Genomic DNA, 14,139 nt, shown 5'->3' with positions numbered 1-14,139 from the left:
GCGGGGAGTACATTCACTGTCGTTGGAGATGAGATGTCTGGTTGGCCGGGCAGGTGAACTGCACCGGAAGCAAGATCCACCATCCCCTCCGGCGGAGAAGAGAATCCGGTGCAGTCGGCCGGACCGCCGGAGGGGATGACGAACCCCCGCAGACACGTCCGGCAACCCAGGAGGTGGTTACTGAACAGCTCTTCCCAGATTCCGCGTCCCGGGCTGTTGGCGGGCGCGGTCCCCGCGGTCGGCGCTACCGCCCGACCAGCGGGAGCGATGTGAAACCCCCCTCGATCCCAGGCCCCGGCGCAACAGGCGCCGGGGCCTGCCGACGTTGAAGCCCCAGAGGTGTTGTGCAGCCACCGAACGACCCCACCCGCCCCATCGACCCCGCCGACGTTTCCGGTGCCGCCGACCGGCTGGACGACGAGGACTACCCCGCCTACAGCATGGGCAGGGCCGCGGAAATCCTCGGCGTCACCCCCGCCTTCCTCCGCGGCCTCGATGCCGCCGAACTGCTGACCCCGCAACGCTCACCCGGCGGGCACCGCCGCTACTCCCGCTCCCAGTTGCGCATCGCCGCGCGGGTCCGCGCCCTCGTCGACGCCGGCACACCCCTGGAAGCGGCGTGCCGGATCGTCGTCCTGGAAAACCAACTCACCCAAGCCCGCGAACTCAACGCCGAACTCACCCGACGAAACCCGCCCGAGCCCGACCACGACAGCTGAACTCCGATCAGCCGCCGCAGCGGGTACCCAGTTCGGCCCACACCGTCTTGCCAGGCCCGTGGTAGTCCACACCCCAGCAGGTGGCCAGCTGATCGACCAGGATCAACCCCCGCCCGCCGGTGTGGTCGGGTCGGCGCATCCGCGCGGGCGCGGGTGAAGCGTCCTCGACCTCCACCCGCAACCAGCCGCCGTGGCCGGCCACCGTCAACCGGCAACCACGCGGGGCGCGGGCATGCACGACAGCGTTGCTGGCCAGCTCGTCACACACCTGCACCGCGTCCTCGACCCCGATACCGGCGAGCGGGGCGAGCAGCCGCCGCACCGCAGCCCGCAGCTGCCCCAACGACACCACCTCGAGATCCCACTCGACAACAGCGCCCTCGGCGCGTTCGTCGGCACGCACCGCATCCAGTGTCGAAACACCCACCCTGCACCCCCTCCTTCCACTCGCCCAGTACCGGCCTCCACACGGACAGCACTACTTCGGCCACGACATACCCTCACCCACCCCCACGAAAACACCGCACCCACGCTCACCACGGACCGCGTTCCAAGGACAAGTCCCGCTTCGCGGGGGTGTCGAGCGGGGCGAATACCCCGCACGGGTCGGCGCCGGGGCGGGAACCGCCGGGCGGCGGCAGGTCTTCGGCGTGACGTTCAGCCGTCCGCACCCCGTAGGCCCCAACCCTCTGATCACTGCGTGCGGCGAGCCGAACGGCGACGGTTGTGGCATAGTGAGAGGTTGAGTACGGGCTTCTCACCAAGAGTCTGCTCGGCTCACTACAGAAAAGAAGTTGTTTACAGCATGGCTCAAGGCAGTGTGAAGTGGTTCAACGGTGAAAAAGGCTTCGGCTTCATCGCTCAAGACGGAGGCGGCCCGGACGTCTTCGTGCATTACTCCGCGGTGAGCGGCTCGGGTTACAGATCCCTCGACGAGGGTCAGCGTGTCGAGTTCTCGGTGGAACAGGGCCAGAAGGGCCCCCAGGCCCAGGACGTCCGCGCCATCTGATTCCGCGCGATCGCGTGATCGTTTGTGAAGAGCTTCGCACCGAGGTCGGTGCGGAGCTCTTTTCGTTGAACCCGGTACACATCGCCCCGTGCCCGCGGCGATGGCTGCGGGAGCCACAGTTCGACCTGGACTACCACAGCGACTGACTGGGCGTGCCGTCAACGATCGGGTCACCCGGTGCATGAAGCCGGGTCGGCCAGGTCGCTGCCGGGGTCACTCCTGTTCGGCGGTCGGTGTGAGGTGGCAGTGCAGTGATGTCTTCGGGATGCCGGTCTTGCTCGTGATCTCGCCGAGGCTGTTTCCCTGCTTGGGGGGCAGTCGGGCGTAGCCGATCTTGTCGTCGGGCCAAGCGGCGGGCCGGCCGATGTGGCGGCCTCTGGATTCGGCGACGGCGCGGGCGTGGGCGGCGCGTTCGGCGAGGTGCGTTACATTTCCGCGAACAGCGCCAGGAGCAGGAACGCGAGGCGGGCCATGCCTTCGTCGGCGGTGTCGAAACGGGGTGGGGTCGGCGAGGGTGCGCACACCGATTCCCTTCTCGCCGAGGTCGTGGACGAGGTTCAGCACTTCGCGCAGGTTCCGTCCGAGCCGGTTGCGGGTGTAGGCGACGACGGTGTGGCCGGGGCGTGCGTATTCGAGCAGTTTGGTCAGACCGGGCCGGTCGACGGTCGCGCCGGTCTTCGTGTCGACGTAGATCCGCTCATCGGGCAGTCCGGTGTCGGCGAGGGCGTCGAGATCGCGTTCGAGGCTCTGCTTGGTGGTCGAGACTCGGGCGTAGCCGAGTTCGAGTCCGCCGGCCGGAGCGTACGGGGGCTTTCGGAACGCTTTCGGTGGAACGACTCCGGAACGAATGCTGTGCCGGTTCGCCCAGGTCGCTGCTCACTGGCAGTGGACCCCACCCGCCATCAACACACACCCCACCACGGTGAAGGGCGAATGACATGGTTGTCGAGCACGTGATGTTCCGCAGTGACCACGTCCGGTGCGCCGGCGACCTGTGGTAGTCATGCGGTATTCGTCGAGGGGGCGGATCACTCGGCGGGCTGCGAGGAACGCGGCGAAGTGGGCCATTTGCCGCGTTCGGCGACGCGGCCGAGCAGGTCGCAGCTGCGGGTGTGCGCGTGGCGGGCGGTCACCCGGGCTGCTGGTGCCGAACGGGGGCCGGGAGGTTGGTTCGTGGCGACGGTCAGCGGTTGAGGTAGGCGGCCAGGCCACCGAGTTCCTCGTTGGCGATGAACACCGAACGGACGTTGATGATGGCCTCTTCGACGTGGGTGGTGCAGCCCCAGGCCGAGTCGCCCCACGAATCGGCGATCTTCAGTTCGGCCGGCGCGGTGCAGCCGGCGGTGCCGCCGAGCTGGCAGTGCTCAGGGTGCGGCGTGGTGGCCTGTGCGGCGGCCGCGGCTCGTATCCGGGCGGCGAGCTCGGCGGCGGCAGCGGCGCGTTGCTCGGCATCGTCGCGCAACTGGCGTTCGGCGCGTACCGCCTCGATGGTGGCCAGGCGCAGCTCCAGGTGCTGCGCGACCTGGTCGGCGAGATAGCCGAGCACGGTCTGCTGCACCTCGCTCAATTCCCGAGGCATGGCGTCGATTGCGGTAACGGTGCCGAGGTGGTGCCCGTCGGCGGTGACGATCGGGGCGGCGGCGTAGAACCGCAGCCCCAGCTCACCACGTACCAACGGATGATCGAGGGTGCGCGGATCCGTGAGCGCGTCGTTGACCACGTACGGGCCCTCGGCGCAGAACGCCGACGCGCACAGTCCCGGTTCCGTGCCGACCTGCGCGACACCATCCAGTCCCTTGGTCGCGGCGAACCAGACCCGGTCGGCGTCGACGATGCTGACCGTGGCGATCGGGGTGCCGCACACCGCTGCGGCGGTCGCCGCGATGGTGTCGAACTGGCCGTCGGTTGGAGCGTCGAGAATCTCGTAACGGCGTACCGCAGCTAGCCGGGCGGGGTCGGTGAGGGCGGTTCTGTCAGCGGTGATCGACACGGTGTGGTGCTCGCTTCCCATGGGAGTGTGCAGGCCTGGGTAGAGTACGTGGTCGCGGCGGTCATGTCGCATCCGTTGTGGCTGCCGTGATGCCGGCGCGGTCGAGGGCTCGGTACACCGTCGGGCGCGACATCTCGAACAGCTCCGCCAGCTCGGCGATGGTGTGCTCGCCGGCGGCGTGCAGATTCAGCGGGGCGCTTGCCCATCGGGTCGGTCGGGTCGTCGATCATCGTGCCCAACTGTAGGCGGATGCTGCGGGCGGCGAGGGAGTCACCGATGGCCCGAGCGTCGGGAACCGAGCGGGCGAGTCGGTCGAGTATCGGCACGACCAGGGCGTCGCCGGTGCGGACGGCGGCCAGGGCCGGGTCGTGCGCGAATGGTACCGGAGTACGCCTGCCGCGCCCGCGTGATCATCGCATCGACAGCGTCAGGGCCGGACATGAGGAGGACGCCGTCTGTGAGGTCTGCCGCGAGAAGGATCTGAGCAGCGGTGTGGATTCCAGTCCTGCGGCGGAATCGGGCCGGAAGCCGGAGGTCGCCCGCGGCCGTGATCCATAGGTCGGGCTTACCGAAGCTCCCGACGACAATTGGTTCACTACGACCACCTCCGACCGATGGGCCGGATGCGGCCTGCGCTCAGGCGTTGATGCGAGGTGTCAGATCTGTTGTAGAGGCCGGCCAGGTTGCGAGTTGGCTACGGAAAGGTGTCCTGAGCTTGGGGAGAGCGCGGATCACGAGTCCGGCTCCGCAACCGACCGTGATGGCGAACGCCGCCCATTCCGAGCCCGAGACCACGGTGACCGGACCCCAGTCGTGGAGATGGTGTGGCGACACCATCGTCCAGTCGAATGATTCGGTGCGGACCGGCGCCACCGTCGAGGGGCGCCACAGGATGGCGATCGCGAGAATGCTGCCCGCTGTTCGCGGCTGGATACCGGCCGCGCAATACCCCGATGCCACGGCCAGCGCGGCCGTGACCGTGTTGCGCATGCCACCGGCCGGAGCAACGGAGGCGAACAGGGCGACTGCGGCCAGCAATCCGGCGCCGACCAGCGGATTCGACGGCTGGATTCGGGTTCCGGCCAGATAGCCCAGCAGGATCAGGCCCAGCAGCAGCGGCACGCTCCATGCCGGTCGCGGCCCGTTGCCCACCGCGCTGCCGGTGGCGCTGAGCCCGACCGCGAGGTAGATCGCGATGCCGTCCCGGCGGGGTAGCAGCCAGGCGGCGACGGTCGTGGCGAGCAAGGTGCACACCGCCGTGACGATGAGCCCGATACTGCCGTCGCCATGCCGGAAGCGCCACTCCGCGACGCCCAATTCGGTCATGACGAGCACGATCGCGGCGACCACGGGGCTGAGCGGCAGTTCCGGATAGATCGGTTCCGGCGTGAACCGGTGCCGGGTCGCCACCTGGCACGCCAGGATGAGCCCGGCCACCGCCGCGAGCAACCACCAAGGCTGCGTTTCGAACACCGACCACACCCGAGGCTCGGTCGTCGCGCGATGGGGATTGCCCAGCAGTCCCGACGCCTGCGAGAGCGTGATCACCACGAAACAGCCGACAGCGCCCAGCACCAGACCCGTCGCGGGCACGCGGCGGCCGAGTACCGCCACGCCCGTCGCGCCGAGCAGAACGCCGCTGCCGATCGCGTCGAGGTAGGCGGTGGTCGTCAGGATGTCCGGGGAGGCGCTGTGCGCTTCCACCGTGTCCGCGACGAACAGCAACGACGTCGCCGCCAGAGCGATCCACCACGCGGTGCGCGCCCGGGCCAGGCTGACCGCGACCACCGCGGTGACAGCCGCCACCAACACACCGATCGCCGCCTCGCGCGGCACGCTCAGCACCAGCCGATTGACCTGATAAGGCGTGCAACGGCAGGTCCGGCCGAAGCTGAGCGGTACGACCAGCAACAGCCCGGCCACCGCGGTGGCCAGGAACGCGGTGACGCCTTCGAGTACCTCACGCCATCGCACCATTTCCCAGACGTACCCAGCCGGGAGAAACCGAACATCACCGCGCCGCGCCGCCTCGAAACGGGTACTGGCAGCACCTGGATACTTGTGTCACGGTCCGGGATGATCTCTGGAATGACCGATGTAGTCGACGTGCGGGCGGTGCGCAGAGCGCGGCGTGCCGAACTGGGAGCCTTCCTCAAGTCCCGGCGAGCCCGTATCTCGCCGGAGGATGTCGGAATTCCCACCGGGACTCGTCGACGCACACCGGGACTGCGCCGCGAAGAAGTCGCCCAATTGTCGGGAATCGGGGTGACCTGGTATACGTGGCTCGAGCAGGGGCGCGAGATCAATGTCAGTGTTCAAGTGTTGAACGCGGTGGCGCGGACGTTGTCGTTGGATGCGGCGGAGAAGGCGCATTTGTATCGGTTGGCGGATGTGCCGACGGTGCCTTCGGTGGATTCGGGGTCGGCGTTGCCGGAGGAGTTGCAGGTCATTCTGGACCATCTGGAGCCGTTGCCGGGGGTGGTGTTGAGTGCGAGATATGACGTGTTGGCGCACAACTCTTCGTATGAGGCGTTGTGCCCGGGGTTCTTGGCGGGGGAGCGGAATGTGGCGCGTCGGGTGTTTTTGACCCCGGAGTGCTGCAACGCCTACCGGCATAATTGGGATGATCTGCGGCGGATGGTGGGGTATTTGCGTGGGGCGTATGCGAAGAATCTGGGTGATCCGGGGTGGGAGGGGTTCATCGCGGAGTTGTGTGCGGAGAGTGAGAGTTTCGCGTCGTTGTGGGCGTTGAATGATGTGGCGGTGCCGGTGAGCCGGACGAAGGCGGTGCGGAATTTGGCGGTGGGGGAGTTGGAGATGTTTTTGACGAGTATGTCGTTGCCGTCGGTGCCGAATGCGTGGATGCAGGTGTATACGCCGGTTGATGAGGTGGCGTGGGGGAAGTTGCGGGAGTTGTTGGCGATGAGTCCGGAGGAGCGGCGGCGTCCGTGGGCGGAGCATCGGGAGTTGTATCACGCGGCGGCGGGCTGAGGGCCATGATTGGTTCGGTACCTCGGGGCTTCCAGCGTCCAGACCAGCGGCAGCAACGATCACGAAGTTTAGAATGACGATGTGCAGCGCGCTGCAGTGACCGATCCGTCGCGGGTCGTGGTCCTCGGGTCCGGGTTCGCGGGTCTGTGGGCGGCGCTCGCGGCGGCCCGGCGGCTCGACGAGCTCGGTGTGGCGGGCGAAACCGTCGATATCACGATGATCAGTTCCACGCCCTACCACGACATCCGCGTGCGTGACTATGAGGCCGATCTGAGCACATCCCGCATCCCGCTCAGCGTTCTTCTCGATCCGGTCGGAATCGAGCACATCATCGGCGAAGTGACGGCGATCGACGCTGCGGCGGGAATCGTGGAATCCACCGCGGGCGCTCACGGCTACGACCGGCTGGTGCTCGCGTTGGGCAGCCAGGTGGCCAAGCCCGATATCCCTGGCCTGCGAGAGTTCGGATTCGACATCGATACCCACGACGCGGCGACGAGACTGCAGGCTCACCTGCGCCGGCTCGCCGAGGGCCCCGCTGACCCTGCGGCCGCCACGGTAGTCGTCGTAGGGGCGGGTTTGACGGGGATCGAAGAGGCGACCGGGCTGCCCGCGATGCTCGCCGACGTCTTCGCCACGCGTGCCGTCGCACCGCGGGTCATCCTGGTCGACCGCAACCCGTTCGTCGGCTCGGACATGGGTGTATCGGCTCGACCGGTCATCGAGGCGGCATTGGCCTCCGCCGGGATCGAGACGGAGTTGGGCGTCGGGGTGGTGTCCATCGATGAACGCGGGGTGACGCTTTCCTCGGGTGAAATGGTGCCCGCCGCCACTGTCGTCTGGTGTGCGGGCATGCGGGCCAACCTGCTGACCGCGGAGTTCGGCGTCGACCGTGACCGGCTGGGGCGACTCCCCGTCGACGACTATCTGCGTGTCTGCGGTGTGCCCGGGGTATTCGCCGCAGGTGACGTCGCAGCCGCGAAAATGGACGACGCGCATATGTCGGTGATGTCCTGCCAGCACAGCCGCCCGATGGGCCGATGGGCGGGATACAACGTCATCGGCGATTTGCTGGGCGAGCCCATGATGCCGTTGAGGATCCCTTGGTATGTAACGGTTCTCGATCTGGGACCGGCAGGAGCGGTGTATACCGAGGGCTGGGACCGCCATGTGGTCGCGTGCGGTGAGGAGGCCAAAGACACCAAGCGCGCCATCAATACCCGGCGTATCTACCCACCGCTGAACCGCGACCGCGACGCATTGCTGGCCGCCGCCGCGCCCGACTTGCAGGCCGCACCCGAGTACGGACACTGAGACCACGTCTCATGTGGCGCATTTCGTGAGCTTCTCGAGGCAGGTCAGCGCCGCGGCGAGGGTGAGGAACGCGAGGAAGTGTGTGGCTTTGCGGTCGTAGCGGATGGTGAGCCGGTGGTAGCCGGTGCGCCAGGAGATGGTGCCTTCGATGACTCAGCGGTGGCGGCCGAGGCGCTGCGAGGAATCGATGCCGTCGCGCGCGATGCGGACGGCGATACCCCGATCGCGCACCCATTGCCGCAGCTCGGCGGTGTCGTACGCCTTGTCGGCATGCGGTCGTGGCTCGAACTTCGGCAGCAACGGCTCCGCCATCGCCCAAGCTCGTCCGGAACGAGACGTTTCGACAACTTGTCCGACACGGCCGACGCGTAATGCACCACAACCGATCACAGTCCAGACGGTCCGCTGGTCCCCGGGCTACCTACCTGAGTGGTGGACCGCAGGCGGCGTGATCCGGGCGTGACGCTACGGCGACTCCGTCAGGTTGCGAACACCTGGCCATGCATCGGCGAGTGCGAGTAGCCGGCGCAGCTCCGCGGTGAGGTCCCGTGCCCCCGGTTGGACTCGGTGCCGGGGCGTGGATCGGCTCTTGTTCGGGGGGTGGCCGGCGGCTTTGGCGGCAATGGCCTCCGCGACGCGTCGGGCATAGACATGTGGGTCAGCGCTGGTGGCGGTAGGGTCGTCGGGCCCTGCGCTGTAGCGCTCGAGGTGCAGCAGGCTGTCGCGGATCTCGACCGTCATGCGGTGCAGACGGATCGCCGGGTCCGTTCGGTCCCGCATCTCCAGGACTATTTCGGGTACGGCTGCGGTGAGGTCGGCCCACATCGGACGTAGGCGTCGGCAGTATCGGCCGGCGCGGTCCCATCCGTAGCGGGTGAGCAGGGTGCTGATCAGCGGCACCGTGACCGCGGCGGGAGCGCCGACGGCCGAGAGAAGGAAGCCGCACCAGGCTTTCCAACGCATCTGGGGATCGAATGACGGCCGGCCTGTCAGGACATTGCCGATGGCCTCGAACGGGTATACGACCGCCACGGCCGCGAGGCCCACCGCGGTGCAGAGCACCACTGTGTAGAGTGCGCGTTCTTGCCAGGTGGCGTCGCCTGCGGCGCGCAGCTCGCGCAACACTCGCCCGGCCGACGAGCAGGGCCGTAGCGCCGAGCGGCAAGGAGAACGCGACCCAGACCACGACAGCAGGCCAGCCGAGGGCTTGGTCGATCAACTGGTCTGCTCGGCGCGCGGGCGTCCCCGCGATCAGGATGACGGCGGTGGCGGTGATCGTGACGAGGTGATATCGCCGCTGCCTGCGCCACGTCTGGGCGGGATCGGCGCCTGCCCACAACTTGGCGATGCCGTAGATATAGGAGACGGCCAACACGGTTGCTCCCAGGGAGAGCTGCTGGGCGAGGTGCACCACGTCGCCGGCGTCGCCGGGCAGCAGCCAGGCCAGCGACCGTTCGAACCATGCCTCCCGCAGTAGGTGTTCGACGACAGCGGCGGCGAGCGCGCGGTTGACGAGCCCGTCGACGATGCTGTCCCGCAGCAGCCAGCACCGACCGGCGAACACCATGGCGAGACCTGTCAGCACAGGCCAGGTGATCAGACCCGGGATCGGCGAGGTCATCTCATCGGTGCCGCTGTCGGAAGAAGGTCGAGCGGAATCGGCTCGCCGACCGCTTCGGCAGCATCGCTTCCACCAGCAGCAGGTCGGCGAAGGTTTCGGCGGCGCGCTCGTGCTCGCTGTCGTAGTCCTGGCGGCGCAGTACGCTGCGGATGGTTTCCAGCGACAGTGAGGGCATCAATTCCCGCAACGGCAGGTCGGCCGCGGCATCATCGGGGCCGCTTGCGATCCCTCCGTGGCCGAGCAGCATGTGACCGATCTCGTGGGCGATGATGTGATCGGCATGCCATTCGGTGTCGGCCCCGTACATGATCACGTCGTCACCTTCCCGGGCGATCCACAGACCGCTTCCGGTGCCGCAGCCGCTGCCCGAAAGCGCGCCGATGCCGATAGGGCACAATGTGATCGGGCGCTCCCGGTACTCTGCCACCCGAGCGATGTATTCCGTTATGTCCCATGGGTGCGGGATCGGTACCAGCCGGCCCAGTTCCTCGAATCGCGCGGCGAGATCCTCCATTACGCCTTTCCTCCACCACGTGACCGATGCCGATAATGCGACGAGCGTAGTACCTACAGCGCAATGTCACGGAAGTAGGCTGTCGCGCAACCCTTCTCGCCTCGCTCATACTCCCCGAGCTGTTGCGCGAGGCAGCCATCCATGCCGCGACCTGTTGTGTCCGGTAGGTGGAACCCAGTTCGGTCAGCACGTGCTCGACAAGTCCCTGTGCGGTGCGTGGCGGCTGCCACCTGCTCATGAAGGAGGGTGGTCGCGCAGCCGGCCCCGTTCCTACCGCCATAGGCGCTGACGCGCGATGTCGTTCAGCGGCGCAGCGCGATCACTCCCGCGCGGAAAGATGGGGCAGGGATCGGCACGACGGATTTCGCGGATCGTCGCTGATCGCGAAGACCGGAAACCTGCCTTCCCTGGGATGGGCCTGGAATCGCACGCGCACCGAGCGGTCCACGGATGCGGGAATCTTCCCTTCGAGGCAGGTGTGGACCCACTGCCTACGCGAACTGCAGGTCATCAACGCGCCGCCGATCAGCGTCAGCGCGGCAACTCGCCGACAAGGCGTTGCCGGCAGTCGCGTAGGTCTTCACCCGCGGATCGGGCTGAACCGGTTGGGCGACTCGCATCGCGGGTGGGCAGGGTGCGTTCTGGCTGGATGCGGTGCGGGATTCGTCGGGAAACGTTCCTGAGCCCCTACCGCGATTGAAGGACCCCCGACACGCGCGAGCCGACCATATTGTGTGCCACACGGTGCTGCGAGCAACGTGGCGGATGGAACTGCGCGGCCACCGTTCAGCAACGTTGGAGGTGAGGTCAGCTGCGATACAGCCCGGGTTTGTTCGGTTGCTGCCCCGGTGTGGCTTCGATCCGGGAGGTGGGTTCCACAGGGCCCGGCGCGTCGGCTACGCGACGCCGACTGTCGGCCTCGGCGGATCGGGCGTCGACCTCGCGTCGCGCGAAGGCGATATCGCGCGCGCTGCGCACGGACAATCGGCCGAGCGAGGTCGCGGCGAAGAACAGGATCAGCGCCCCGAGACCATAGAAGTAGGCCAGTTGTAGCAGGGCCCGTTTCAGGTCGGACGTGGCGACGGGTTCGCCGACATCCCCGATTTTCAGGGTGTCCGCCAGTATCGGACCGATCACGAACCACAAGCCCGCCGCCACCGCCAGCCACGCGCCGAAGCTCGCCACGAGCCGGTTGCGGCTGGCCAGCATGAGCAATCCGCCGATGATCGCGGCGACGCCGGGCAACACCTGCAGCCACCCGCGCGCCGGCGTCCACACCCACGGGTCGTCCGGAGTGAACGCGAAGTCGAAGTAGGGTCCGATGAACGGGATCAGCGCACCCCAGAAGCCCAGCAGCAGCACCGCGAGCCCGCCGAGGGCTCCCCGGCTACGGGGAATTCGAAGGGGACGGCCGTGGCCTGCGTGAACGGTGTCGTCGACGTCTCTCATGACGCCTCCATTCATTGAAGTAGGTTGCATACGCGGCCTACCCTTTGCGCACCGCCATACGCACGGAAACGCGTGCAGTCCGTTCGCCCCGGGCGGCCCGCGGTGGCGGCGGTCTCCGGCTTTTCGTCGCTGCGGTTCGTAAGAATGCGATCGGTGCCTTGCCGGTGGTGACCAGCTACCGATCTCTGCGCCGCCGAAGTGACCGCACTGCCGCTACGCCGGCCACCGCAGAAGCTATCCAGGGGGCGGCGACGATGATCGGGTCCATCCACATATGGGCGCGATCCACGCGGCTGCCGGTGAAACGGTCCCGCAGTCCGTGGTGTGTGAATTCGGCTTTGACACCGGTCTCGGTGATCGGGTTGTCCGGCTTTCCGGCCAGTAGTGACCGGACGCGGTTCTCGGCCACGTCGACCCGGTCGCCGACGATCAACAGCAGCCAGTGGGCGGCGCGGGCTTCGCTGAATTTCGCATAGGCCGAGCGGCGGATCACACCGGACAGACCTCGCAGCGGCGTCGACGTACCGAATACCGGGGTCAGGAACTTGTGCTCGATCGAGCGTTCCCGCGGCGCGTTCTCCGGTTGACGGTCCGGAAAATCCCAGTGGGCGCCGGTGGCACCGGGATCGTAGCGGAGTTTGGGGACCGACGGCCGATTCTTCGGATCCGAATCCACGCCCCATCCGGGGATTCGGGCTCGCAGCTCATCGGCGGAAGGGACCGGCGGGTGTTCTTCGGTGTAAGGCATCGGAACTCCTGTCACGCGTACTGAGGGACGATCACCGGCTTGATGCATTCGTCGAGTTTGCCGGAGAAGATGTGATAACCCTCGGCGATGTGCTCCAGCGGAATGCGGTGGGTGATGATGTCGCTCGGCTTCAGATAGCCGCTCTGGATGTGCGACAGCAGGCGCGGCCACTGGCGTTTCACCGGGCACTGATTCATGTTGAGGGTCAAGCCCTTGTTCATCGCGTCGCCGAATTTCACGGCGCTGAACATGGGCCCGTAGGCGCCGACCACCGACACCGTGCCCCCTTTGCGGACCGAGTCGATGGCCCAGTTGAGTGCGATCGGTGAGCCGCCTTGGAGTTTGAATTTGGTCGCGGTGACGTGCTGGATCAAGTTGCCGTCGGCCTCGGCGCCGACCGCATCGATGGCGACATCGGCGCCCAGGTAGTCGGTGACTCGTTTCATCTCGACGACGATGTCGGCGCAGTCGGCCATGTTGATCGTCTCCGCGTGGGCGAAACTGCGGGCCTTCTCCAGGCGGTACTCCAAATGGTCGATCACGATGACGCGCCCCGCGCCCATCAGCCACGCCGACTTCGCGGCGAACAGACCGACCGGCCCCGCGCCGAAGACGACCACCACGTCACCCTCGGAGATGTCACCCAATTGCGCGCCGAAATACCCGGTAGCGAGGGCGTCGGTGCACATCAGTGCGTCTTCGTCGTCGAGTCCGTCCGGGATCTTGGCAGGTCCCACGTCGGCGAACGGCACCCGCACGTACTCGGCTTGGCCTCCGTCGTAACCACCGCACGTGTGCGAGTAGCCGTAGATACCGCCCACAGCGGTGGCGTTCGGGTTCACGTTGTGACAGTTGGAATACAGTCCGCGAGCGCAGAAGTAGCACGAGCCGCAATAGATATTGAACGGCACCATGACCCGGTCGCCCGGTCGCAAATTCTCCACGGAGCCGCCGACCTGCTCCACCACGCCGACGAACTCGTGCCCGAAAGTCATTCCCACCCGGGTGTCCGGCATGAGGCCGTGATACAGATGCAGATCCGAACCACAGATCGCCGCACGCTGCACCCGGACAATGGCGTCGTTGGGATGCTCGATCGAAGGGATGTCCTTCTCCTCGACGCGCACCTTGTACGGCCCGCGATAGACCATTGCACGCATACCGTTCCTTTCTCCGGGGTGCTGTCGTCCTACCCTCACCCGGCCGGGCAAAACAGAACGACCAGCCGCCCGCGGCCGGCGCCCTTTCACCGGAGACGTGTGGACGGCCGATCGAGTGCGACGAATTCTCGCGACCGCCGTCGCATGCCATCGGCACTACGCCACCGCGGGGGAGTTCTCCCCAGCCGCGCCGGCGCAAGTCCGCGTTCGCTCAGCGGGAGGATGGCGGGTTCGCTCGTAGGGAGGCGGGTGACGCGACGTCATGATCATTCCTCGGATGCTGCGGACGGTCATGGCTGCCGAACGGCTCGACCGGCCCGCCGCGTCGGTACGCCGGGTTCGACGCCGGGGATCGGGCACCGTATACTCGGCCGGCTCCGCGGGTCGTCAGGTCCGGCCGCCCCAGACCTTCCCCGTGCCGCCGAGTGGGCTGGTCGGCGCGGATTCCAGTCGGCCGGGCGCGGTGGCGGTCGGGGCTGTTGGTGGCCGACGACGGGCAGCCGGCGCCTGTGGTGCGGTCGCTGCCGTGGTGGCGAGGTTACGGCGTATAGCTCAGCTGAGGCCGAATCCGAGTCCGAACGTGATGGCGAGCCATCTGAGGAACACGTTGAGGCCGACGCCGAG

The 14,139-nt window shown here is 67.3% G+C and carries 15 protein-coding genes and 1 pseudogene; 4 read left to right on the top strand and 12 right to left on the bottom strand.

Annotation, left to right across the window (positions count from 1 at the left end; all coding sequences use genetic code 11):
- Positions 1-344: 344 nt before the first annotated feature.
- Positions 345-719, top strand: coding sequence for a MerR family transcriptional regulator (locus U3653_RS31490; RefSeq protein WP_323124014.1), 375 nt, complete (start codon positions 345-347; stop codon positions 717-719).
- Positions 720-726: 7 nt separating this feature from the next.
- On the opposite strand, the gene U3653_RS31485 is transcribed toward U3653_RS31490, so the two are convergent.
- Complete coding sequence (locus tag U3653_RS31485; protein WP_195083334.1) at positions 727-1,146, bottom strand: ATP-binding protein; 420 nt, start codon at positions 1,144-1,146, stop codon at positions 727-729.
- Between the two features lie 378 nt (positions 1,147-1,524).
- Between U3653_RS31485 and U3653_RS31480 the strand changes: the two genes are divergently transcribed.
- Positions 1,525-1,728 (top strand): cold-shock protein, encoded by a 204-nt coding sequence (locus U3653_RS31480; RefSeq protein ID WP_195042958.1) that lies wholly within the window; start codon positions 1,525-1,527, stop codon positions 1,726-1,728.
- A 213-nt stretch (positions 1,729-1,941) separates the two neighbouring features.
- On the opposite strand, the gene U3653_RS33270 is transcribed toward U3653_RS31480, so the two are convergent.
- From U3653_RS33270 to U3653_RS31455, 5 genes and pseudogenes are all read right to left on the bottom strand, one after another.
- Positions 1,942-2,577, bottom strand: a complete 636-nt coding sequence (locus U3653_RS33270) for a recombinase family protein (RefSeq protein WP_353963126.1) — start codon at positions 2,575-2,577, stop codon at positions 1,942-1,944.
- A 334-nt stretch (positions 2,578-2,911) separates the two neighbouring features.
- Positions 2,912-3,739, bottom strand: a complete 828-nt coding sequence (locus U3653_RS31470) for a GAF domain-containing protein (RefSeq protein WP_324722492.1) — start codon at positions 3,737-3,739, stop codon at positions 2,912-2,914.
- A 40-nt stretch (positions 3,740-3,779) separates the two neighbouring features.
- On the bottom strand, positions 3,780-3,869 hold the full coding sequence (locus U3653_RS31465; protein ID WP_324722493.1) for a hypothetical protein: 90 nt from the start codon (positions 3,867-3,869) through the stop codon (positions 3,780-3,782).
- A 106-nt stretch (positions 3,870-3,975) separates the two neighbouring features.
- A pseudogene (locus U3653_RS31460) lies at positions 3,976-4,044 on the bottom strand (hypothetical protein); the annotation flags it as partial.
- 310 nt (positions 4,045-4,354) lie between these two features.
- Positions 4,355-5,695 (bottom strand): hypothetical protein, encoded by a 1,341-nt coding sequence (locus U3653_RS31455; protein ID WP_195083332.1) that lies wholly within the window; start codon positions 5,693-5,695, stop codon positions 4,355-4,357.
- 111 nt (positions 5,696-5,806) lie between these two features.
- Between U3653_RS31455 and U3653_RS31450 the strand changes: the two genes are divergently transcribed.
- Positions 5,807-6,709: a helix-turn-helix transcriptional regulator gene (locus U3653_RS31450; protein WP_195083331.1), complete on the top strand. Its 903-nt coding sequence runs from the start codon at positions 5,807-5,809 to the stop codon at positions 6,707-6,709.
- Positions 6,710-6,805: 96 nt separating this feature from the next.
- Positions 6,806-8,023: an NAD(P)/FAD-dependent oxidoreductase gene (locus U3653_RS31445; protein WP_195083342.1), complete on the top strand. Its 1,218-nt coding sequence runs from the start codon at positions 6,806-6,808 to the stop codon at positions 8,021-8,023.
- A 153-nt stretch (positions 8,024-8,176) separates the two neighbouring features.
- Here U3653_RS31445 and U3653_RS31440 read toward each other — a convergent pair whose 3' ends face one another.
- From U3653_RS31440 to U3653_RS31415, 6 genes are all read right to left on the bottom strand, one after another.
- The gene (locus tag U3653_RS31440) at positions 8,177-8,335 is read right to left on the bottom strand and encodes a hypothetical protein (RefSeq protein WP_323124017.1); all 159 of its coding nucleotides are present in this window, start codon (positions 8,333-8,335) and stop codon (positions 8,177-8,179) included.
- 153 nt (positions 8,336-8,488) lie between these two features.
- Positions 8,489-9,148 (bottom strand): MAB_1171c family putative transporter, encoded by a 660-nt coding sequence (locus U3653_RS31435; protein ID WP_195083330.1) that lies wholly within the window; start codon positions 9,146-9,148, stop codon positions 8,489-8,491.
- A gap of 497 nt (positions 9,149-9,645) precedes the next feature.
- On the bottom strand, positions 9,646-10,158 hold the full coding sequence (locus tag U3653_RS31430; protein ID WP_195083329.1) for a hypothetical protein: 513 nt from the start codon (positions 10,156-10,158) through the stop codon (positions 9,646-9,648).
- 807 nt (positions 10,159-10,965) lie between these two features.
- On the bottom strand, positions 10,966-11,607 hold the full coding sequence (locus U3653_RS31425; protein ID WP_195083328.1) for a hypothetical protein: 642 nt from the start codon (positions 11,605-11,607) through the stop codon (positions 10,966-10,968).
- 175 nt (positions 11,608-11,782) lie between these two features.
- Positions 11,783-12,355, bottom strand: coding sequence for a hypothetical protein (locus U3653_RS31420; RefSeq protein ID WP_195083341.1), 573 nt, complete (start codon positions 12,353-12,355; stop codon positions 11,783-11,785).
- Positions 12,356-12,366: 11 nt separating this feature from the next.
- Positions 12,367-13,515 carry a zinc-dependent alcohol dehydrogenase gene (locus tag U3653_RS31415; RefSeq protein ID WP_195083327.1) on the bottom strand — a complete coding sequence of 383 codons (1,149 nt, stop codon included), beginning with the start codon at positions 13,513-13,515 and terminating at the stop codon, positions 12,367-12,369.
- Between the last annotated feature and the right edge of the window lie 624 nt (positions 13,516-14,139).

The organism is Nocardia implantans, assembly GCF_035544775.1.
In the GTDB taxonomy this organism is placed as follows: Bacteria; Actinomycetota; Actinomycetes; order Mycobacteriales; family Mycobacteriaceae; genus Nocardia; species Nocardia implantans.
This window is presented reverse-complemented; position numbering and strand designations above follow the sequence as displayed.